Annotated in this window: 24 protein-coding genes; 11 read left to right on the top strand and 13 right to left on the bottom strand. The window is 44.8% G+C overall.

The features are described 5' to 3' along the window. Nucleotides 1–127: 127 nt before the first annotated feature. The 10 genes from LWP20_RS12805 to LWP20_RS12760 all read right to left on the bottom strand — a co-directional run bounded on the left by LWP20_RS12805 (nucleotide 128) and on the right by LWP20_RS12760 (nucleotide 8,352). Nucleotides 128–817, bottom strand: a complete 690-nt coding sequence (locus tag LWP20_RS12805) for a fatty acid desaturase (protein WP_242928548.1) — start codon at nucleotides 815–817, stop codon at nucleotides 128–130. Nucleotides 818–880: 63 nt separating this feature from the next. Continuing rightward, a complete protein-coding gene (locus tag LWP20_RS12800; RefSeq protein WP_242928547.1) occupies nucleotides 881–1,732 on the bottom strand; it encodes a 4-hydroxy-3-methylbut-2-enyl diphosphate reductase in 852 nt (283 codons plus the stop codon). A 5-nt stretch (nucleotides 1,733–1,737) separates the two neighbouring features. Then, a complete protein-coding gene (locus tag LWP20_RS12795) occupies nucleotides 1,738–2,436 on the bottom strand; it encodes a lycopene cyclase domain-containing protein (RefSeq protein ID WP_242928546.1) in 699 nt (232 codons plus the stop codon). A gap of 43 nt (nucleotides 2,437–2,479) precedes the next feature. Further along, entirely contained in the window at nucleotides 2,480–2,977 is a 498-nt protein-coding gene (locus LWP20_RS12790) for a hypothetical protein (protein ID WP_242928545.1), read from the bottom strand. A gap of 38 nt (nucleotides 2,978–3,015) precedes the next feature. Continuing rightward, a complete protein-coding gene (locus LWP20_RS12785) occupies nucleotides 3,016–3,849 on the bottom strand; it encodes a phytoene/squalene synthase family protein (protein ID WP_242928544.1) in 834 nt (277 codons plus the stop codon). Nucleotides 3,850–3,869: 20 nt separating this feature from the next. Beyond that, entirely contained in the window at nucleotides 3,870–5,360 is a 1,491-nt protein-coding gene (crtID, locus tag LWP20_RS12780) for a bifunctional phytoene desaturase/3,4-desaturase (RefSeq protein WP_242928543.1), read from the bottom strand. A gap of 34 nt (nucleotides 5,361–5,394) precedes the next feature. Then, complete coding sequence (locus LWP20_RS12775; RefSeq protein ID WP_242928542.1) at nucleotides 5,395–5,910, bottom strand: RNA polymerase sigma factor; 516 nt, start codon at nucleotides 5,908–5,910, stop codon at nucleotides 5,395–5,397. A 236-nt stretch (nucleotides 5,911–6,146) separates the two neighbouring features. Next, complete coding sequence (locus LWP20_RS12770; RefSeq protein WP_242928541.1) at nucleotides 6,147–7,022, bottom strand: MerR family transcriptional regulator; 876 nt, start codon at nucleotides 7,020–7,022, stop codon at nucleotides 6,147–6,149. Then, on the bottom strand, nucleotides 7,003–7,485 hold the full coding sequence (locus LWP20_RS12765; RefSeq protein ID WP_242928540.1) for a sterol desaturase family protein: 483 nt from the start codon (nucleotides 7,483–7,485) through the stop codon (nucleotides 7,003–7,005). The genes LWP20_RS12770 and LWP20_RS12765 overlap by 20 nt, the downstream gene beginning before the upstream one ends. Nucleotides 7,486–7,542: 57 nt before the next feature. After that, nucleotides 7,543–8,352, bottom strand: coding sequence for an enoyl-CoA hydratase/isomerase family protein (locus tag LWP20_RS12760; protein WP_437179407.1), 810 nt, complete (start codon nucleotides 8,350–8,352; stop codon nucleotides 7,543–7,545). Between the two features lie 428 nt (nucleotides 8,353–8,780). Here LWP20_RS12760 and LWP20_RS12755 point away from each other — a divergent pair, with 428 nt between their 5' ends. From LWP20_RS12755 to paaD, 5 genes are all read left to right on the top strand, one after another. Continuing rightward, the gene (locus tag LWP20_RS12755) at nucleotides 8,781–9,365 is read left to right on the top strand and encodes a TetR/AcrR family transcriptional regulator (RefSeq protein WP_242928539.1); all 585 of its coding nucleotides are present in this window, start codon (nucleotides 8,781–8,783) and stop codon (nucleotides 9,363–9,365) included. 104 nt (nucleotides 9,366–9,469) lie between these two features. Then, nucleotides 9,470–10,456 (top strand): 1,2-phenylacetyl-CoA epoxidase subunit PaaA, encoded by a 987-nt coding sequence (gene paaA / locus LWP20_RS12750; protein WP_242928538.1) that lies wholly within the window; start codon nucleotides 9,470–9,472, stop codon nucleotides 10,454–10,456. Nucleotides 10,457–10,465: 9 nt separating this feature from the next. Next, nucleotides 10,466–11,101, top strand: a complete 636-nt coding sequence (locus LWP20_RS12745; RefSeq protein WP_242928537.1) for a phenylacetic acid degradation b — start codon at nucleotides 10,466–10,468, stop codon at nucleotides 11,099–11,101. Continuing rightward, entirely contained in the window at nucleotides 11,101–11,856 is a 756-nt protein-coding gene (paaC, locus tag LWP20_RS12740) for a 1,2-phenylacetyl-CoA epoxidase subunit PaaC (protein WP_242928536.1), read from the top strand. The genes LWP20_RS12745 and paaC overlap by 1 nt, the downstream gene beginning before the upstream one ends. Nucleotides 11,857–11,858: 2 nt before the next feature. Then, the gene (paaD, locus tag LWP20_RS12735) at nucleotides 11,859–12,344 is read left to right on the top strand and encodes a 1,2-phenylacetyl-CoA epoxidase subunit PaaD (RefSeq protein WP_242928535.1); all 486 of its coding nucleotides are present in this window, start codon (nucleotides 11,859–11,861) and stop codon (nucleotides 12,342–12,344) included. 87 nt (nucleotides 12,345–12,431) lie between these two features. On the opposite strand, the gene LWP20_RS12730 is transcribed toward paaD, so the two are convergent. Together LWP20_RS12730 and LWP20_RS12725 are read right to left on the bottom strand one after the other, a co-directional pair. Continuing rightward, nucleotides 12,432–14,162, bottom strand: coding sequence for a M3 family oligoendopeptidase (locus LWP20_RS12730; RefSeq protein WP_242928534.1), 1,731 nt, complete (start codon nucleotides 14,160–14,162; stop codon nucleotides 12,432–12,434). A gap of 110 nt (nucleotides 14,163–14,272) precedes the next feature. Then, entirely contained in the window at nucleotides 14,273–15,358 is a 1,086-nt protein-coding gene (locus tag LWP20_RS12725) for a ferredoxin--NADP reductase (RefSeq protein ID WP_242928533.1), read from the bottom strand. A gap of 278 nt (nucleotides 15,359–15,636) precedes the next feature. On the opposite strand from LWP20_RS12725, the gene LWP20_RS12720 reads away from it, so the two are divergent. The 3 genes from LWP20_RS12720 (at nucleotide 15,637) to LWP20_RS12710 (ending at nucleotide 17,841) form a co-directional block, all read left to right on the top strand. Beyond that, the gene (locus LWP20_RS12720) at nucleotides 15,637–16,191 is read left to right on the top strand and encodes an HNH endonuclease (RefSeq protein ID WP_242928532.1); all 555 of its coding nucleotides are present in this window, start codon (nucleotides 15,637–15,639) and stop codon (nucleotides 16,189–16,191) included. Between the two features lie 49 nt (nucleotides 16,192–16,240). Beyond that, entirely contained in the window at nucleotides 16,241–16,942 is a 702-nt protein-coding gene (locus LWP20_RS12715; RefSeq protein ID WP_242928531.1) for a peptidoglycan DD-metalloendopeptidase family protein, read from the top strand. Between the two features lie 80 nt (nucleotides 16,943–17,022). Then, nucleotides 17,023–17,841 carry a mechanosensitive ion channel family protein gene (locus LWP20_RS12710; protein ID WP_242928530.1) on the top strand — a complete coding sequence of 273 codons (819 nt, stop codon included), beginning with the start codon at nucleotides 17,023–17,025 and terminating at the stop codon, nucleotides 17,839–17,841. 96 nt (nucleotides 17,842–17,937) lie between these two features. On the opposite strand, the gene LWP20_RS18385 is transcribed toward LWP20_RS12710, so the two are convergent. Further along, nucleotides 17,938–19,152: an ABC transporter permease gene (locus tag LWP20_RS18385; RefSeq protein ID WP_242928529.1), complete on the bottom strand. Its 1,215-nt coding sequence runs from the start codon at nucleotides 19,150–19,152 to the stop codon at nucleotides 17,938–17,940. A 56-nt stretch (nucleotides 19,153–19,208) separates the two neighbouring features. Here LWP20_RS18385 and LWP20_RS12700 point away from each other — a divergent pair, with 56 nt between their 5' ends. From LWP20_RS12700 to LWP20_RS12690, 3 genes are read left to right on the top strand one after another with little or no spacing between them, the layout of a single operon-like run. Beyond that, nucleotides 19,209–20,450, top strand: coding sequence for an exo-beta-N-acetylmuramidase NamZ family protein (locus tag LWP20_RS12700; protein ID WP_437179409.1), 1,242 nt, complete (start codon nucleotides 19,209–19,211; stop codon nucleotides 20,448–20,450). A 3-nt stretch (nucleotides 20,451–20,453) separates the two neighbouring features. Further along, a complete protein-coding gene (fmt, locus tag LWP20_RS12695) occupies nucleotides 20,454–21,383 on the top strand; it encodes a methionyl-tRNA formyltransferase (protein WP_242928527.1) in 930 nt (309 codons plus the stop codon). Nucleotides 21,384–21,387: 4 nt separating this feature from the next. Then, entirely contained in the window at nucleotides 21,388–21,873 is a 486-nt protein-coding gene (locus tag LWP20_RS12690; protein WP_242928526.1) for a dihydrofolate reductase, read from the top strand. Nucleotides 21,874–21,883 lie beyond the last annotated feature (10 nt).

Here is a 21,883-nt window from a genome sequence, read left to right as displayed (position 1 = left end):
AATAATTGTTTGGTGTGCTTATACGCAGGCTTTAACTATGCAGTTTCAATTTTCTATATATAGCTACTTATTTATATTTTACAATTCCAGCTGTACTTATGCTGCGAATAAACTATACCGGAATAAATTATACTTTGGCTTTATACAATTGCCACCAGGGCAGGTAAGGCTTGTCGTGATGCTCGTAGTGATAGCCAAAGAAATAACAACTTATAAAAGCCCACAGGTGATTTCTAGCCTGTGTTCCGGATTTATGCTTGTTATCTGCTGTGTGCTCGCCTTTATGAGGCAGGTAGGTACCAAAATAGAACAACTGAAACGTGGCAAGTATAGCGGGCACCATCCAGAACAACACTACATTCTCCAGCGGAAAATATAGCTTAAGCACATTAAACGTTACAGCCATCAATAGCAGTTGCCACCAGGTAATGTACTGCTTCAGAAAACTGAAATACCAGGGCCAAAACGAACCATGGTGGTAATCCGGGTCCTGGGCGGTGGCTACATACCGATGGTGCTGGTGATGCCTGGGCAACAAACGCGGGTACCAGTTGTAAGCAAAAAGAAATGCGGTAAGTGTACCAATAGCTTTGTTGAGTTTAGGATTTCCGGGAGCAGCCACCCCGTGCATGGCATCATGTGCTGTAATAAAAAGACCCGTATAAAGGTGGGTTTGCAACAGCAGGAAAATATAAGGTTGTATTGAAGTATAACTTACAGGAAAACGCAACAAGTATAATAATAGCGCAGCCCAGCATACTATGATAACAGCAGCAATGATGACGCCTTTATACTTATACTTTTCTACTTTAACCATACTTAAAATACCGGTCGGGCACACAGTCAGTACTCAGCTAAACTACAATTCCTTACTTCAATTTCATAGTTCATACCGGAGCAAAGCATCCCGCACTTCTTCCATCAGCCACATGGGCGTAGACGTTGCACCACAAATACCTACTGTGTTACCAGGTTTAAACCAATCCATTTGTAGCTCTTCTACTTTCGAGATAAAGTAAGTATCAGGGTTGGTATTTTTACAAACCTGGTAAAGTACTTTGCCATTAGAAGACTTGGTACCTGATACAAAAACAACTTTATCGAACCTGGCAGCAAATTTACGAAGATCTTTATCGCGGTTAGATACCTGCCGGCAAATGGTATCGTTCGCATCTACTTCAAATCCTTTATTCTCAAGTTCGGTTTTGATGTTATAAAAACTATCGGTGCTTTTGGTAGTCTGGCTATAGAGGGTGATTTTAGCGGGAAGTTCGTGCTGCATGAGCTCGCCTATACTTTCAAACACGACGGCTTCGTTGCTCGTTTGTCCCAGCAATCCCATTACCTCGGCATGGCCGTGCTTGCCATATATAAAAATCTGCTCCTGCTTATCGTACGATGTTTTTATGCGGTTCTGTAGTTTTAATACCACCGGGCAGGAGGCATCTATCAGTGTCAGGTTATTTTGTATAGCTATCTGGTACGTTTCAGGAGGTTCGCCGTGGGCACGAATCAGTACGGCCTCGTTTTGCAGCTGCTTAAACTGCTCATGGTTAATTATGCGCAGGCCACGTTTTTGCAGCCGTTCCACTTCCACATCATTATGCACAATATCACCTAGGCAATACAAGTATCCCTGCTCTTCCAGCATGTCTTCAGCCATCTGGATGGCGTATACCACACCAAAACAGAAGCCGGAATTTGAATCGATGGTAACACTCAGGCTTTGCATATATGTTATACAGTTAAAGGCTCGTATTGTTTAACTGCTCGGCGCTCGCGCAATCCTTCATACACCGAAATGGTTAACAGCAGCATCAGCATAGAGTACATGGTATCTTCTACAGGTATAGAAACCAGGCGGACACCCAGGTTATACTCATTATTATACCACACAATTGGCAGGTAGGTAAGCACGCCGTTAATGAGCAGAAAAGGAACTAAGTGCACGAGGTAGGCCAGGAAAAACCGCCCCATGTATTTTACCCCGAACACACTGTAATGCACCACCAGCATTACCGAAAGCAGCATAAAAGTAATAGAAGTATATAGCCGGGAAATATTAAAAACAGCAAGCGCAAGCAGCACAGGCACCAGCAGGAAAATTACAGTTTTTGCATAAGGCTGCAGCAAGTCCTTGCTGATATAGGCATTCAGAACTTCGTAAATAAAAACACAGGCATAAGGCACTGTAATAAAGAAAAGCACTTCCTCCAGGGGCAATCCAAAAAAGTATATTCCCGTAAGATATTCGGCATTAAAGCCCCATACGCCAGCCTCTGTAAACAGGGCATCCCAAACCATAAACACAGCAGCGTTCACAAGTATAGCCGGAAAAAGACTAGCCCAGTTCCTGTAAAAGGCTACCCGCTTATCAAAAGACAGCAGCAACGGAAACAGGATGGTGAATATGTTCAGATACAGGTAGATATACACTTGTCTTGTTAAAGATTACTGATTAATTTAATTGTACTGCGCCCTATATTTTCAGACTCCGGATCAGCTTTTTTTCTGCTTCCGTACTGTGGTCCTTCTGCAACATAAAATCACGTAAAATACGCGCCCATTCTGTCGAAAAACCAGACCGTGGGTGTGCACGCAAACTATCTATGATATACTTTTTATCTTCTTCCAGGTGTGCACTCATGTTTAGATAGCGTGGCACATAGTGCTCCATGGTAAAGCGCAGAAAACGAATTTCTGGGTTATGGCTATCCCGTTTAACTGCCTCATCAAAAAGCTCAGCAGCTTTATTAATATGCTTCATTTTCTGGTAAGGATTCCAGGCGTGCTTAGCCATAGTTGCCTCCGAAGCTGCTCTGTAAGCAAGTATAACCGGATTGCTCTCCTTATACTTATACATGTGGTCATTAAACCTTCTTGCATTTTCGCTGCTTTTACTAGCCATTAGATAGTGCTCGCGAAGGTCTGTAATTTTATAACCGGATGCGTTAGTAGCAGTTACGCTTTGCGCCATACTTATAACACATAAAAAAATAATCAGCAGGGTTTTCATTAGATGGCGTTTAGTCTGTACTTGAGGTATGAACCCAGCAGTAAAGCCAGTTTCGTATTATCAGGTACTCTTACGCGCTCGTTAAGGATGCGGGTTGCCGGCATATTCTGTATTTTACAGAAAAGCTTGCGGTAATAAACATATGCCAGGTATACCCCCATGCGCGCGCCTGTTGGCAAAGCCAATATTCCTTTATAGGCATCATTAAAATCATTCAGAATATCAGCCTCGATTTCCGCTTTGCAGGTATTGCTGAAACTCTCAAACTTAACTTTAGGAAAGTATACACGGCCACGTTCATCAAAATCGCTCTTCATATCGCGCAGGAAATTTACTTTCTGAAAAGCAGCACCCAGGCTGCAGGCAGGCTTTTTCAGTCGCTCAAACATGGCATTATCACCTTCGCAAAACACCCGCAGACACATTAGCCCTACCACTTCAGCCGAACCATATATATATTCTTTGTAAAGACGATGATCGTACGTATGGTCATCCAGGTCCATTTCCATACTTTTGAGAAAGGCATCAATAAAATCCCTCTCAATTTTATACTCATTTACAACGCCCTGAAACGCATGCAACACCGGATTGAGGCTTAAGCCGGTTTCGATTGCTTCGTATGTCTGCTTTTTAAAGTCTGCCAGCAAGCTGCGTTTGTCGTGCGCATGAAAGGTGTCTACAATCTCATCAGCGAGGCGCACAAAGCCATAGATAGCATAGATTGGCAAATGATATTTTTTATGCAGCGTTTTAATGCCCAGCGTAAAAGAGGTGCTGTAAGCTTCAGTTATCACTTTGCTGCACTTGAGGCAGGTATCCTTAAATAGCTCCATGCGATTTCGGTTTTGCTGATTTATACTTGTACAGGCATTGCAAACTCTTTCATTATCTCTTTAGCCACCACCTGCCCCGAAATAAGGGATGGCGGCACTCCCGGCCCTGGCACAGTAAGCTGCCCAGTGTAATACAGGTTCTTCACTTTTTTGCTTTTCAGACCGGGCTTTAATAATGCTGTTTGCAGTAAGGTATTTGCCAACCCATAAGCGTTGCCTTTAAAAGCATTATAATCTGAGATAAAATCTTTGTGCGCATAGCTTCGCTTATAAACCACTGCACTTCGTATTTCCTGACTGGTAAGCTGCTCCAGCCTGTTCATGACCAATTCATAGTATTTCTCGCGTGTTTCTTCTGTATCCTGCAATCCGGGTGCAACCGGAATAAGTATAAACAGGTTCTCGCAACCTGCCGGCGCAACACTAGCATCGGTTACCGAAGGAGCCGACACATAAAACAGCGGCTTGGCAGGCCATTGCGGATTGGTATAAATCTCATTTGCGTGCGGCCCGAAATCTTCATCAAAAAACAGGTTATGATGTTTAAGTTTTTGCAGACGCTTGTTTATACCCAGGTAAAAAATAAGCGAAGAAGGCGCCATTACACGGTTTTCCCAATATGAGTCGGAGTAGCTGCGGTAAGCAGGCTTCAGCAGGTTTTTCTCCACATGATGGTAGTCTGCACTGGCCACAACAATATCAGCTTCAAAAACGTCAGTATCAGTCAGCACCCTGGTAGCCATACCCTGCTCCACTTCTACCTGGTGCACGTTCTGATTATACTTAAAAACCACGCCTTTTTCTTCGGCCAGCTGCACCATACCTTCGATGATCTTAAACATACCTCCCATAGGGTACCACGTTCCCAGTTTTATATCAGCATAGTTCATTAAACTATACAGGGCAGGCGTATTTTCTGGCAGGGCACCTAAAAACAAAATCGGGAACTCCATCAGCTTGATGATCTTTTCATGGCTGAAGAAGCGGCGGATATGCTTGTGAAAGGACTGGAAAACATCCATCCGGAGTACATCCAGCAGCAAGCGCAAATTCATAAACTCGGTTACCGAGCGGCCTGGCTTATATACCAACTGGTTTATCCCTACTTCATACTTGTAAGCAGCCTGCTCCAGAAATGTATCAAGCTTTGCCGCACTTCCGGGCTCCAGGCTTTCGAACAACTTTTTCAGTTCTGCTACAGAGGCAGGCACATCAACAAAATCATCCTCTCCAAAAACGACAGTATAAGATGGGTCAAGGCGTTTAAGATCATAGTAATCCGAAGTGGTTTTGCCAAATTTATTGAAGTATGACTCAAACACATCGGGCATCCAGTACCAACTCGGCCCCATATCAAAGGTAAAGCCATCGGAACTATACTTTCTGGCACGGCCACCAGGGCTGGCATTTTTCTCCAGCACAGTTACTTCATAGCCCTCGTCGGCCAGAGTAGTAGCTGCCGAAATACCTGAAAAACCGGAACCGATAACTATAACCCTGTTTGGAGACATACTATAGATAACATTATTTTTATAATAATTTGTTTTACGTATCCTGGCGATAAACTTTCAGGGCCTGTTTCAATTCTTTTCTGGCAATGTGAATGCGGTTCTTCACCGTACCGATCGGAATTTTTAGTTTCTCTGCTATTTCGAGGTACTTATACCCTACATAGTACATCATAAAAGGCGTGCGGTGCTCTTCCTGCAATAACTCAATTGCTTTGTTAATATCACCCATCACGAAAGTTGCAGTTCCTTTGTTGTAAGTAACATAATTTTCATCGGTGTTCAGGTACTGCAGGTACTCGGCACTGTCTACGTTACTGCTGCGCTTGGTTATCTTATTATAGTTGTTAATGAAGGTGTTGCGCATAATTGTATAAAGCCAGGCCTTCAGATTAGTACCGGCTTTAAACTTCTCTTTATTTGTGAGCGCCTTTAACATAGTTTCCTGAACCAGGTCTTTTGCATCATCAGAGTCACGTGTCAGGTTCATGGCTGCTGGTCTTAGCGCTTGTGCCATGTTCTGTACCAGATTGGAAAATTCGATTGCAGTCATTTTGTTTATAGTTTATATATAAAACCATAAACAAATATACGAGTGAAAATTAATTTAGCTAATTTTTGTTAAACATATTTTCTAAAATAGTTAAACAAATAAACAAGATTTATACTTGCAACCTATCAGGCTTACTACAAAAGCAACCAAGGCCTTAAAAAGTACAAGGCAAAAAAATACCGCCCTGCATAACAAACGATGCAGGGCGGTAAGCGGATTGGCAAGGCCAGCTTATTTTAATTTAGCTGCTCTACAAGGTCGCGTATGCAGCTAAGGCGTTGTACGTTTGCCGGAAATGAGAGAAAATCATACTGCACCTGGTAGCCATACATGTAAATGTTAAGGCCGGGGAATCTGGCGGCAAGTTTGTTAATATACTCCTGCACATTATCGCGGTCGGGTTGGATGGTAAGCACTGTGCAGATATTCTGCGGCTGGCATTGTTCAACAGTTTTCTCCAGATCGCTGAACGGCAGGTTTTGCCCCAGGTAAATTACATGCAGGTTATGCGCCCGAATTATGTATTGCATATACAACAACGCAATCTCGTGCAACTCACCTTCCGGCAAGTATAGCAAGTATGTTGGTGCATCTTTTTGGCGCCTTACTACCTGCCCGTCAATAGCTACAATAAGTTTTTGCCGCACCAGGTTACTAACAAAATGCTCATGGGCCGGACTTATGTTACCCGTCTGCCACAAAATACCGATCTTATGCAGGAAAGGGTAAATAACCTGATCCATGGTTTCGCTAAACCCGATTTGTAAAGCTGAAGTAGAAAGCGTTTTATCGAACCGTTCTTCATCCATATCAACCATGGCGGCTATCAGGGCATTTATCTGCGAGACATACAGGCATTTCTCGTCGCATAGCTGATGTACTTTCTGGGCAATCTGTTCAGGTTGCATTTGCGCAATCTTAGAAATTTTGTAGCCACGTTCGTTCAGCAGCGAGATATTCAGCAGCGATTTAAGATCAGCATCGTCGTAAAACCGGATGTTGGTTTCGGTGCGTTTCGGGCTAAGTATATTATAGCGTTGCTCCCATATCCTGATAGTATGGGCCTTTATGCCTGAAAGATGCTCGAGTTCTTTAATAGTGTATTGCGCCACGGTTAGCTTGTTGTTTTTTTAAAGTATGGAATGCTGCCTTGAAATACTTTCTGTTTACCCACAACATACCAAAAGCCTCAGAGCCATATTTATGCCCCGACTTATGATGCACTTTATGTGCCATGTTCAAAGCTCTGAGGTAAACGTTAGACGTTTTCCCAAAAAACTTTATGCGCCTGTGGATAAACACGTCATGAATTACAAAGTACGCCACACCATATAAAGTTATACCTGCCCCAATCCAGAACTTATAATCGATGGCGTTACTGCTGAAGTAAAAGAACAGCATTGCCAGCGCACCATAATAGGCAAAAAACAGGTCATTCCACTCAAAAATATGGTTGTGGCGTGTGTGATGGGATTTATGAAGAAACCACAGAAAACCATGCAGCACATACTTGTGCATGGCCCAGGCCACGCCTTCCATAGCTACAAAAGTTGTCATCATGATTCCGATTCCCATCAGCATACACAACAAACAACAAGTTTAACAAATAGTTTAGATAATTAAACAGAATACTTACCAGGCCAGGGGCTCTTTATTTAAAAAAGCGGCAATACCGCGCTGGCAATCCTCGCTGCTACGTGCTACTGCATTCATTTCTGCAGCATATTGCAAACCTTCTTCCAGGCTCATTTCCTGCACGCGTGCAATCATTTCCTTGGTTACCTCCATAGACTGACGCGAATTTTCAGAGCACATTTTTTGAGCGAAAGCATAAACCCGCTCTTCCAACGCTTCTGCAGGTGCCAGGTAATTTATCAGACCCATACGTTGTGCTTCTTCAGCTGCTATGAGGTCGCCGGTTAGCAATAATTGCTTGGCACGGGCCTCCCCTATTTTTCGCAGCAGGAACACTTTAACTATGGCAGGTATAAAACCGATTTTAACCTCGGTGTAACCAAACTTAGCTTCAGGTACCGCAAAAGCAAAATCGCAAATTGTAGCAAGCCCGCAGCCACCGGCAATTGCATGGCCATTTACCTGTGCAATTACCACTTTCTTCAATGTATAGATTAACCGGAAAAGCTCCATCAGGTGGGTAGAGTCAGCCAGGTTATCATGGTAATCATACTTCTGCAAACGCTGGATATACTCCAGATCAGCACCGGCGCAAAATACTTTTCCTTCGGCACGCAACACTATTACTTTGCAGGCTTCGTCGTCTTCAGCTGCTACAAAAGCTCGCTTTAGCTCGGTAACCATGTCATAATTAAGTGCGTTGCGCTTTTCAGCCCTGTTCATAGTAATATAACCTATGCGGTCTTTCACCTGGTAGGTCACATAATCCATAGTTTGTATGGAAGGAGTGTCTGATGTATGTGTCATGATGTTGATTCGTTAAAGTATATACCCAAAAGGGTGTTTCAAATATACGCAACTACCTGATTTAGGCTTAAGCAAAGTAAGAAATTCCCAAAGCAGTATCCAGTATTTTAAAACCTCTATTTATACTTGTTGCCTTTACACTACAAGCCTGTAAAAAGTATATTAATTTTTCAGCTATATTTCTTTTCTGGCAATACGGGCACAAATAGTATTTCGTGTATCAGACAAGTATAAAACCAGCCTGCCCAGTTATTTAAAGCAAAAAATGCTCCGTTTTTTGGGTGCTGTTGCCAAAGAAGTAAAGTACCTGTTCATACTTTAAATCCTGACACTGAATGTGATAAAACAACCTGATGCATAAACGTACGTTTATAAAAATAAATTTGCTAACGAACGTTAGGTTGCATATATTTGTTAGAATCTATATCATGGAAGTAGTATTGAGCAGAAAAGAACAGATAGAACAGACAGCGACTGCACTCTTTAAAACAAGAGGGTTTTCTGCCACATCTATGCGCGACCTGGCCAATGCCCTTGGTATTGAAGCTGCCAGCATCTACTCCCATATCCGTTCTAAAGAAGAAATTTTGCAGCGTGTATGTTTCAGAATGGCACGTGAGTTTTTTGAAGCGATGGACGAAGCGAAGGCAACAGATGGCAATGCCTCCGAAAAACTCAGAAAAGCTATTGCTGCGCATGTGCGTGTTTTAACGCAGAACACAGCGGCTTCCGCAGTTTTTCTGCATGAGTGGCGCCACCTCAGCGAGCCTTTTCATGGCACTTTCCTGTCGTTGCGCGACAAGTATGAAGAAAGCTTTCGGGAGATAATCAGAGAAGGTATAAAAGCCGGCGAGTTTCAGGTACCTGACGAAAAATTTGCAGTACTAACTATACTTTCCGGGCTTAACTGGATTCATACCTGGTATAAGCCTGATGGCAAAATGACACCAACCGAGATAGCCGACAACCTGGCTACTATGCTACTGAATGGATTACAAAAAGCACCAAACTAACAACCATAACAACTCTCACCTTAAACACCTTTACTAATCTAAACCCGCCGGGCTGCCACCTTAACAGCCCGGCACCTTTACTGAACCTTTAAACTATAGATATTATGTACGGAGGAGGAAACGTTTTTGAAGCTACCAAATTCGATGATGTGCAGACCGAAGATCCTGCAAAATTAGCCGAATTTGAAGCACGCATTGCACGCGGCGAAAAGATAGAACCAACCGATTGGATGCCGGAACTATACCGCAAGCAGCTGATCCGCATGATCGAACAGCACGCGCACTCTGAAATTATCGGTGCCCTGCCGGAAGGTACTTGGATAACCCGTGCTCCTGGCTTCCGCCGCAAATTGGCACAGATGGCCAAAGTGCAGGACGAAGTAGGTCACGCACAGCTGCTATACTCTGCTGCCGAAACACTGGGCAAGTCTCGCGAGCAAATGCTGACCGACCTGATCAGCGGTAAATCAAAATACTCAAACGTATTCAACTACCCTGCTTTTACCTGGGCAGATTCTAATATTATTTCCTGGCTGATTGATGCGGGTGCTATTGTTAACCAGATGGCAAATGCTAAAGGTTCTTATGGCCCTTATTCCAGAGCTTTGGAGCGAATCTGTGCTGAGGAAGCCTTCCACCTGAAGTATGGTCACGATGCCGTGGTACACATGGCAACCGGTTCACCTAAGCAGCGCGAAATGATTCAGGCTGCGCTTAACCGCTGGTGGCCACCAATCATGACCTTCTTCGGACCATCAGATAAAATGAGTACGCACACCGAAACGCTGATGCGCTGGAAAGTGAAGATGGCATCTAACGACGAATGCCGTCAGCAGTTCCTGGATATGTATGTACCTAAGATCTGGGAACTTGGCTTAACTGTTCCGGATCCGAAACTGAAGAAGAACATGGAAACCGGCCAGTGGGAATACACAGAACCAGATTGGGATGAGTTTAAGCGCGTGATCAACGGTGACGGTCCTTGCAACGCAGAGCGCCTTGCTGTACGCCGTACCGCTGAAGAGCGTGGTGCCTGGGTACGCAGAGCCCTTCTTAACCCGAAAGCAAAATACGTGAAGCCATTAGCCTAAAAATAAACTATGAGCTTAAAGTCACTTGACCCTAGAGTAACGAGACTGAACCTGCCAGAAGGTGAAGTTCCTGCCATGGAGCCGAAGCCGGAACTGGATCAGTTTGAAACATACGAAGCCTTCCATCAGAAGAAAGAAGGTACTGCCTATACTTACGTTGGTCCTGTTCATGCACCGAATGAAGATGTAGCTTTCCTGTTTGCAAAAGAGCAGTATAGCCGCCGTTTTGCTTGTACCGGCCTATGGATCGCGCGCACCGAAAACATACAGGTTACTCCTTATGTAGGCGACCAGGAAAATGTATACGACATCATAACTATAGATGAGCCAACTGAGCGCAGTGCACAGCCGGAACCATACGAGATTTTCCACCTGAAAAAGCGTGGTAAAGCGCATGCACATGCCGGACGTGTAACAGCAACTTCTTACCAGGAAGCATTGGCAGAAGCCAAGAAAGCATTTGGTGAGAAAGGCCCTATCGTGAATGTGTGGGTGGTGAAATCGAAAGATGTGCTGCAGTCTGCGGAAGAAGACAAGGATATGTGGACCACTATTCCGGACAAGAAATATCGCGAAGCCATTGCCTATAAGGTAATGGACAAGATCACGAAGTATAAAGAAGAAAATAAAACAACTGCCCAATAATGAACGAGCTAGCGATAAAAGACCTGTTATACAAACTGGCAGACGACCAGCTGATACTTGGCCACCGCAACTCTGAGTGGACCGGCTTCGGCCCGATATTGGAGGAAGACATTGCTTTTTCGTCGATGGCGCAGGATAAGATTGGCCATAGCCTGGCGTTTTATACTTTGCTGCAGGAATTAGGGGAAGCTGACCCGGACACTGTTGCCTTTACCCGTAATGCGGAACAGTTCCATAACAGCCAATTGGTGGAATTGCCGAACGGCGAGTATGACTTCAGCCTGATCCGCCATTTCCTGTACGACAACGCCGAGATTATCCGTTTCGAAATGCTGTCGCAGTCGAGCTACGAGCCGATTGCCAAGGTTGCTACCAAGCTGAAAGGCGAAGTAAAATACCACGTGCTGCATGCCAACACATGGATCAAGAACCTGGGCGCTTCTACTGAAGAGGCTATACTTCGTTTACAATCAGCTTTGAACGAGGCACTGCCTTATGCGCTGAGTATGTTCGAAAAGTCGAAGTATGAGCAGGAGCTGATTGACGCTGGTGTATATGGTGGCGAGGAAGCTGTGAAAGCAGAATGGCTGAAGCGCATACAGGCTGTACTTGAGAAAACAGACTTAAAACTGCCTGACGTGGAAAGTATAGAGCCAAAGTTCGGTGGCCGCTACGGCGAGCATACAGAGCACTTGCAACTACTGCTGGATGAAATGGCTGAAGTATTTAAGATTGACCCTACTGCTGAATGGTAATCATGCCATTAACGAAGGAAAACATATTAACCCTGCTGGAGGAGGTAAAAGACCCTGAGATACCGGTGTTGTCGCTGGTGGATCTCGGGGTGATTACAGGTGTAGAAGTGTCAGCAGATGACCATGTAACAGTAAACATGACCCCTACTTTTGCCGGATGCCCTGCCATGGACTACATGAAAAAAGATGTAGAACGTACGCTTGAAAAACACGGCATCAGCAACTATACGGTTAACATGACCTTCGATAAACCTTGGGACAGCAACAAGTTAAGCGAGAAAGGCCGTCAGCATTTAAAGGAATTCGGTTTGGCACCACCCCCAAAGTATGATCTTATATTGGATCTGGATATTCTGGAACATGTAAAATGTCCATACTGCGACAGTGATAACACGGATTTGAGAACGCCTTTCGGTCCGACATTGTGCCGCTCTATGCACTATTGCAATAATTGCAAGCAGATGTTTGAGCAGTTTAAACCGTTGTAGGTATTAGACGTTAGATCTTAGACTTACAGATAAAGTATAAAAAGCAGAAGCCCCGTCAAATAACGGGGCTTCTGCTTTTTATACTTTCTACAGCTTCTCCATTTCCCCTTGTACAAAGTCAGCGAGGCTCCTGATGTAGTCGGTACTGAAATCAAACTTGATCCCGGCAGCCTGGTATACTTCGCCAATAGAAACTGAATAACCTAAGGCCAGTGCACGTTTATAAGCAGCTAAGCCCTCAGCAGGGTTCTCTTTATAATTCTTCCAGACGGCAATAGCGCCAAGTTGTGCCATAGCATACTCAATGTAATAAAATGGCACTTCGTAAATATGCAGCTGTTTTTGCCAGGTATAAGGTTTATACTTCTCGAGCCCTTCCCAGTTTACCAGCTTATGGTTGAATGTATCAAAAGTTTTTACCCACTGGCTATGGCGTTCTTCCTGCGTATGTTGCGGGTTCTCATAAATCCAGTGCTGGAATTTATCAACCGTAGCAACCCAAGGGAACGTCTCCAGAACGCTTTCCAGGTGCGTACGCTTGGCGCGGCGAAGTTCGTCTTCGTTTTCAAAGAAAGTATCCCAGTAATCCATCGAGATCAATTCCATTGACATGGATGCCAGTTCGGCAACCTCGGAAGGTGTATGCTTAAAGGCATTCAGGCTCATGTCGCGGGTAAGGAAAGAATGTACCGCGTGCCCGCCTTCGTGCAGCATAGTTACTACATCCCTTAAACTTGAAGTAGCATTCATAAAAATGAAAGGTACTCCAATCTCATCCAGCGGGTAATTGTAACCTCCCGGCGCTTTTCCTTTTCTTGACTCCAGATCAAGATGCCCCATTTCACGCATAGTAGCCAGGCAATCGCCAAGGTAAGTATCCAGTTTATAGAATACCTGCACGGTTTTCTCCAGAAGCTCATCTCCGGTTTTAAATGGCTCTAACGGAGCCTTACCGCTAGGGTCTACATCCAGGTCCCAGGGGCGCAATTCATCCAGCGCAAGTTTCTGCTTGCGCTCATCATCTATGCGGGTAATAAGCGGAACTATAGTTTGTTCGATGGAAGTATGGAAATCAAAGCAATCCTGAGGCGTGTAATCGAAGCGGCCGAGTGCAGAGAACATGTAGTCCCGGAAATTATCGAAATCTGCATTCAGGGCAACCTGGTTACGTAGCTTCAGTAACTCATCAAAAAGATCATCCAGTTTCTGGCGATCCTGAAGGCGGCGGTCCTGTATGGTACGCCATGCCTCTTCGCGTTTGCTTCTATCATTCAATTTTAAGCGGTCGGCGGCGCGTTGCAGTGTTACTTCTTCCCCATCCAGTGTTACTGTCATGGCGCCGGTAGTGGCGGCATATTGCTGTTGCTTGGTGCTGATCTCGGTATTAAGCGGAATGTTTTTTTCCCGGAAAATCTCCAGAGCCCGCTCTACACCACGCAGGTAAATTTTATACTTCTCCTGGTCCAGCGCATTCACGTAAGGCGAGTGCATCAGCTTTTCATTCAGCTTGTGGTCGTAAGGAGCTATTTTGGGCTCTATTTCTTCTACAAAGTACTGGAAAGCCTTTGTGATTTCTTCGTTCTGGGTATCGCAGGTCATCCGGATATAGCGCCAGCCAGCATCTTCCGAAAGGGCACTCTCCAGCTCGCTGCGGTCAGTCATCCACTTCTCAAGTTCTTCAACAGTATTTAAAGGGCGGTTTTGCAGTTCGTCTAAGTATGGCTGAAGTGTTTCCCAGGTATCTACTTTAAAATCTTCGGCTAAATAAGTACGCGGCTTGCGTTGCGGTATCACTAAGTTTGAATTTGTAATGCTCATAGTTCTATTCAATCTAATAATAGGTAATATAATCACTTCTAATGAGAGTGCAAAAAAAGCAGAGCCATACCTTGCTTGGTATGGCTCTTTATACTTTTTATACTTGCCTTCTATCCTATCTCAATAACAACATCGCTGGTTAACGGATGGCCCACACAATTTAGCACATAACCTTCATCCAGTTCAGCATCAGATAATCCTTCACGCTCATCGAGGTGTACTTTCCCACTCAGGCATTTGCCGCGGCATGCGGTGCAAAGGCCGGCCTGGCAAGAGTATGGCAGATCTACATCCTGGTCCAAAGCAGCTTCTAATATAGTCTGGTCTGGCTTTACTTCTACGCTATATTCTGATCCTTCGTAAATTATAGTTACCGTCTGGGTTGTAATTTCACCATCGTTTTCAGTAGCGCATACATCGCCGTGCTGGTCGGGTTCCGGCTGCTCGTTCAGCTTACTGCTTACAAAGCTTTCACGCAAAATGCGGTCGGCAGGCACGTGCAGTAAGTTCAGGGCTTTGCGGGCTTCTTCCATCATGCCATCAGGTCCGCACATATAATACAGGGCATTCTCGGGCTTGGTTAACTTCAGGCGCTCCAGTATTTTTATCACCATGCTCTGGTTCATACGGCCACGGTGCTCGCACTCAAACTTAGGCTGGCTATAAATGTATTCAATATGCAGGCGCTCGCCATACTTTTGCTGTAGTTGCTGCAGTTGTGCTTTAAAGATTACATTGTCTTCGTCGCGGTTGCCATATAGCAGCGTTACTTTGCTGTTTGGCTCTTCGTGCAACACCGCTTTAAGTATAGACATAAGTGGCGTAATGCCGCTGCCTGCGCCAAAAAGTATAATATGGCGGTTAGAAGCTGAATCTGTAGTAATGTTAAAATTACCCAATGGCTCCATTATTTCTATCTGCTGCCCAACCTGCACGTTATCAAGCAGGTAATTGGATACCAGGCCTCCGGCAACACGCTTAACTGTAACCGACAGGCGAGGCGCTTCGTGTGGCGTACTGCTGAGCGAGTAAGAACGGCGCTCTTTTTTATCTCCTACAGGAAGTATAAGTGTCAGGAACTGGCCTGGTTTATAAGCTATAGTACGTTTATCTGGATGTTCAAAATGCAGGGTAATGGCATCTGAAGTTTCGCGGGTTATCTCCACTACTTTCAAATTCAGGTAGGGGCTACTCATTCTTTATGGCTTTAAATCGTAATAATTTTGCTATTAACACAATTCTGACCTGAAAGTTACAACAAACTATATTCTGTTCTTATAAAGATTCGTATAAAAAGATAGCAGTTCCGCACCCATTCTACGTACATGCTTCAAATCTAAACAGATTCCAGAACGCAGAATTAAAAAAAAACTGCAACTTTGCAATGTACTGCGCAAGCAGTTTTTTATACTGGACCAAGCCAACACTTGCCCGGTTTCTCCGTTCTTATACATCACAACCACTGTAAACACCAATGCTTTACAAACTGACACTAAAAAACTGTGAAAAAACCGTAGTAGTAGATGATCTAACCTACGAGTACATTCAGAACAATGCTTACCTGCAGCAAATAGAATTTATCAAACATTTGCGCATCCACTCAAACGGCTATGCTTTTTTCCAGAAAAACTGGCCGCTGAAAAACGGAAAGTACCGCAACGAGACCATTTACCTGCACAAGCTGATAGGTGAACAACTTCTCGACAAGCCGGAGAGCAATATCAAGCTCTATGTTCACTTTAAAAATGGCAACAAGTTAGATTGCCGCCGCGAAAATTTAGAATGGGCTCCGCTCTGCAAAATTGTGCGTAACACAGCCAAAACAGAAAACAAACTGGGCGTGCGTGGTGTGCATAAAGAGGCGCAGAAGTATCGTGCCATTATCCATTTTAACAAGCAGCGAATTAACCTGGGCACTTTCGAAACATTACAGGAAGCCGCCCTGGCTTACAGCAAAAAATCAGAAGAGCTATTCGGGAAAACCAAAAGCCTGAAAACGCTGTCGAAGTATGTAGAAGAAGTAAACTGATTCTTCTTATACTTGCAGGGGCGTTTCAAAAAAGCCCCTGTTTATTTTTATGAACTCATCTGTTAACCTTAGCGAAGTACTGAGGCGGCATGCGCATGCCTTTGGCCATATTATAGCTGCTGATCTGAATTCTGAGGAAGTTTGCCTGCTGGATTTTTCGGAAGCTAACCCCATTTTACAGCAAGCTGATCTGCGTAACACAGCCAATTTTGATAAGGCCGTGCAAGCTATGTTGCAGGCACAGCAGGCAAGTATAGGCGTAGGCGGCTACCTCGAAGATCGGTTTATTTACAGGCGCAGTGCCCATTTTAATACTTCGGAGCAAAGCCGCAACCTGCACCTGGGGGTAGATATCTGGATGGAAGCTGAGGCGGAAATTTATGCCCCGCTGGATGGCACAGTGCACAGCTTTCAGGACAATGCTAACTTTGGCGATTACGGCCCCACCATTATACTACAACATGAGCTGGATGGTATTACATTTTATACTTTGTATGGCCACCTGGCCCGCCGTTCATTAACAGAACTTGAAGTTGGCAAGCAGTTTAAAAAAGGAGATGTGATCGCATACCTGGGCAATTATCCTGAAAATGGCGACTGGCCTCCGCACCTGCATTTCCAGATCATATCGGATATGGGCGGCCGCACCGGCGACTATCCCGGCGTGGCTACTACAGCAGAAAAAGAGCTGTACCGCCAGCTGTGCCCCAACCCCAACCTGATCCTGCAAAGCCGGCACTTACCTGCTTAGCCAGGTTATACTTCAAACAACACAATAACTTGTAATACAGAGGCTATACAATTCGTTTTCCCTCAAATTATTTCATGCTTATGATCGATTTTGACAAATACCGCGACCTTGTCACCAACTTTTTTCTGATATATGGCATTAAGATCATCTCTGCCATTTTTATACTGGTAATTGGTCTTTGGATTGTAAACCGCATCAGTCGCCTTATTGATAGGCTGATGGTGCGTGAAGGCGTTGATGCTTCGCTGCGGCCATTTCTGAGTAACATATTTAGCATTGCGCTGCGGGTTTTACTATTGGTAGTTGTAATTGGCCAGCTCGGCATCGAGATGACTTCGTTTATTGCTGTACTTGGCTCGGTGGGTTTAGCAATTGGCCTGGCGCTGCAGGGTAGCCTTTCTAACTTTGCCGGTGGCGTGCTTATACTTACGATTAAACCTTTCAGGGTTGGCGATTTTGTGGAGGCGCAAGGGCAGTCGGGCACAGTACACCTCATCAATATTTTTAACACTGTTATTAAAACAGCCGATAATAAAACAGTATACATCCCGAATGGCCCACTGGCCAACAGCGTAGTGGTAAACTATAATGTAGAAGCTACACGCCGGTTAGAGCTGAATTATACTATCAGTATTCATAATAATATTGGTGAAGTGCGGCAACTGTTACAGAGCCTGATAAGCGAAGACCCCCGCATTTTAAAGGAACCTGCACCGGCAATTGTGGTAACAAACTTTGCAGAATACGCCATCACTATAACATTACGCGTTTGGTGCAAGCGCGAGGATTATGGCAACTTATTATCTGACCTGAACGAACGCGCCAAAGAGGCTTTTGATGCAGCCGCCATTCAAATGCCGGTTCCGCGCCGCGAAGTAACAAGTAAAGTAATGGAATAACAGATTTATACTTTAGCTCCGGAGACTGAGTAGATAAAAAGAACAGGGCCAACTATAAAACTATAGTTGGCCCTGTTCTTTTTATGCGTTTATACTTTAGTCGAATTTAATGGCTTTAACCGGCTTAATGCGGGTAACCATAGCAGCAGGTATAAGTATGGCCAGCATGGTAAGTACCAGTGTAATAATGTTAAGCGCAACAATTACGCCTATGTTCCAGCTTATCGGCACGGTATCCATGTAATAGTTTTCAGGATCTAGGGGGATGAGTTTAAAATAATACTGCAGCGCACAGAAACCTATACCTATCAGGTTGCCCCAGATCATGCCTTTTATCGTTAGCTTCAATCCCCTGAAATAGAAAATCTGCCTGATCTGGGCATCGGTTGCCCCAATAGCTTTCAGCACTCCGATCATGTTTATGCGCTCAATTATCATGATAAACACAGTAGAAACCATGTTAAACGTAGCCACGAATATTATCAGAACCAGGAAGATGATCACATTCTTGCGCAGTAGCTTCAGCCAATCGAAAAGCTGGGCATGTTTATCGGTAATCTTCTCGAGCTGCAGGTCATAGTTCATCTTTTCAAAAACCTGGTCTGCTACCGGATCAATCTGGTCAAAATCTTTCAGCACCACTTCTATGCCACCTACCAGCGTATCCGGCCAGTTGTTCAGCTCACGTACCAGCTTCAGGTCGCCTATTACAAAAACCTCGTCAAACTCTTCCAGGCCGGTATTAAAAATTGCCGAAACATGCAGCTTTCGAGCCCTAGGCGGGTTCTGGATAAAGTAAAAGATAACATCATCCCCTACCTTCAGGTGCAGTTTGTTGGCAATCCGGCGGCTCAGCATCACATCTTTAGACGAGGCCGTATCCGTGAACGCGATCAGCTTGCCTGCATCCAGGTTGTGTTCCATCGCACTCAGGTCATAGTTCTTATCTACGCCTTTCAGTACCACGCCCAACACTTCGTCTTCTGTTTTAATAATAGCTGTTTTGCGCGCAAACGACTGAATATGCTTTATACCTTCGATAGAGCCTGCGTTGCTGATACCGGTTTGCGCACTAATGGGGGCTCCTTCGTATGAGTTGTTGGTATCGTACTTGCTTATCTGCAGGTGGGCGCTGAAACTGAAAATCTTTTCACGGATCTCGTTTCGGAAGCCTTCCAGAATAGCAAATGACACAATCATGATAGCAATACCGGCAGCTATGCTTATAATTGCTATTTTTGTGACCGACGAGGTAAACGAGCCGGCCTGCACTTCAGATATCTTATTGGATATGTACTTGGAGATGTTCACTCGTCATGTTTTAAAATGCCTTAAAGATAGGCATCAATTTTGATTTCTGCCCTATGATGAAACACGCTACTGCTATACTTTATACTTTGCTGCTGCTGGGCTTTACCGGCTGCACCGCTAAACAGGCGCCTGCCACTTCCGAAACAACAGCTAAACCCACAGCTTCTGCCACTGCATCTGAGCCAACAACTACACCGGAAACGGCTCCGCTGAAAACCGGCGCAGAACAAACAGAGAAGTACCTCAACCTGCTAAAAGGCAAACGTATTGGCCTGGTAGTAAACCAGACATCCGTAATTGGCAAAACGCATTTAGTAGATTCGCTCGTTAGCCAGGGCATTAACATTATCACCATTTTTGCACCGGAACATGGTTTCAGAGGCGATGCCGACGCAGGTGCATACGTGAAAGATGCCAAAGATGTCAGGACCGGGCTGCCAATAATTTCACTTTACGGTAAAAATAAAAAACCTCTGCCTGAGCAATTACAGAACATAGATATACTTGTGTTTGATATTCAGGATGTAGGCACCCGGTTTTACACTTACATCAGTACCATGCATTATGTAATGGAAGCTGCTGCCGAGCAAAACAAAGAAGTACTTATACTTGACCGGCCTAACCCAAATGGCCATTACGTAGACGGCCCGGTACTGGAGCCTGCGTTTAAATCTTTTGTGGGCATGCACCCCATTCCGATCGTACATGGCGTAACAGTTGGCGAGCTGGCCCACATGATAAATGGCGAAAAATGGCTGGAAGGACAGCGCCAGGCTAAGATCACGGTTATACCTGTTGCCAACTATACGCACAGCACTGCTTATACTTTGCCGGTAAAACCTTCGCCAAACCTGCCTAATGCACAGGCCATTGCTTTGTATCCATCCATCTGCTTTTTTGAAGGTACTAATGTAAGCGTGGGCCGTGGCACAACTACGCCTTTCCAGGTAATTGGCAGCCCATACTATAAGTATAAAACCTATACTTTCACGCCGCAAAGTATGCCGGGCGCCCTTGATCCGCCTTATAAAAACCAACCTTGCTATGGTATGGATTTAACGTCTCCATCACATGCACAGCCTTTTACACTAACTTACCTGATCGAGTTTTACAAAAACTCAACGCAACAGGAAAAATTCTTTAACAACTTTTTCGAGAAGCTTGCAGGCACAGCTACACTTCGCGAGCAGATAAAGAGCGGCAAAACCGAGTCAGAGATAAGAGCCAGCTGGGAACCGACGCTGTCGAACTATAAACAACTCCGAAAAAAATATTTGCTATACCCTGATTTCGAATAAACTATGACCAGAGAACTACGCATAGTGTTTATGGGTACGCCGGACTTTGCTGTTCCTACCCTACAGGCACTTGTTGAGCATAAGTATAAGGTGGTAGCTGTAATTACCGCACCCGATAAACCAGCAGGCCGAGGCCAGAAGTTGCAGCAGTCCCCGGTAAAAGAATATGCTGTTTCTCAGAATATTCCGGTACTGCAGCCTACTAATCTAAAATCAGAGGCTTTTCTGGAGGAGTTACGCAGTTACAAAGCAAACCTGCAGATTATAGTTGCTTTCAGGATGCTGCCTGAAGTAGTATGGGCGATGCCGGAGCTTGGTTCGTTTAATATACATGGCTCTCTTCTGCCGCAATACCGTGGCGCGGCACCTATTAACTGGGCAATTATAAATGGCGAAAAAGAAACCGGTGTTACTTCCTTCTTCCTGAAACACGAGATTGATACCGGTGACCTTTTGTTCCAGGAGCGCGTGCCTATACTGGAAGAGGACGATTTTGGAACGATGTATGAAAAGCTGAAGTATGAGGGTGCGAAATTAGCGATCAGAACTGTGCAGGCCATTGAACGTGATGCAGTACAACCTCAGCCGCAGCAAATCACTTCAGAAACAAAACATGCGCCTAAAATCTTTAAAGACACCTGTGAGATAAACTGGAACCAGCCAGCCACGCAGGTTAGAGATTTTATTCGCGGCCTTTCGCCTTACCCTGCCGCCTGGACGCGTTTCGATAACAAGACCTTCAAGATCTTTAAAGTAAGTGTATTGGATGATGCCGGTTATACTTCTGCTCCCGGCCAATTACACACCGATAACAAAACATACCTGCACGTGCAAACGGCAAACGGCGCACTGGCTATACTTGACCTGCAGATGGAAGGTAAAAAACGTATGCCGGTTCAGGATTTGCTAAGAGGTTATACTTTTAACGTTTAAGCCTATGATAGCTATAGTTGTAGCAATAGCCGACAATAATGTGATCGGGAAGGATAACCAGCTTATCTGGCACCTGCCCGCCGACTTGAAGCACTTTAAAAGTATAACCATGGGTCACCCGATCATCATGGGCCGCAAGACCTTCGACTCGATCGGCAAGCCGCTCCCTGGCCGTACTTCCATTATTATTACGCGCCAACAGGATTTTAAAGCCGAAGGTTGCATTGTTGTAAATTCTGTTCAGGAGGCTATCACCAAAGGCCGGGAGCTGGATGAAACTGTCTGTATTATTGGCGGCGCCGAAATCTATAAACAAGCATTGCCCCTAACAGATACCATTTACCTGACCCGTGTGCACCATACATTTGAAGGGGATACTTACTTCCCGGAGTTACAGCCTGAAGATTGGGAAACAGTTTCAGCAACAGAGCACGCACCTGATGAAAAGAACAAGTATAAGTATAGTTTCCTGGAGCTGAAACGAAAATAGAAAGTATAAA

Origin of the sequence: Pontibacter vulgaris (assembly GCF_022758145.1) — a bacterium.
Lineage (GTDB): Bacteria > Bacteroidota > Bacteroidia > Cytophagales > Hymenobacteraceae > Pontibacter > Pontibacter vulgaris.
The sequence above is the reverse complement of the archived record's forward strand: the minus strand, read 5'-3'. Positions and strand labels throughout refer to the sequence as shown.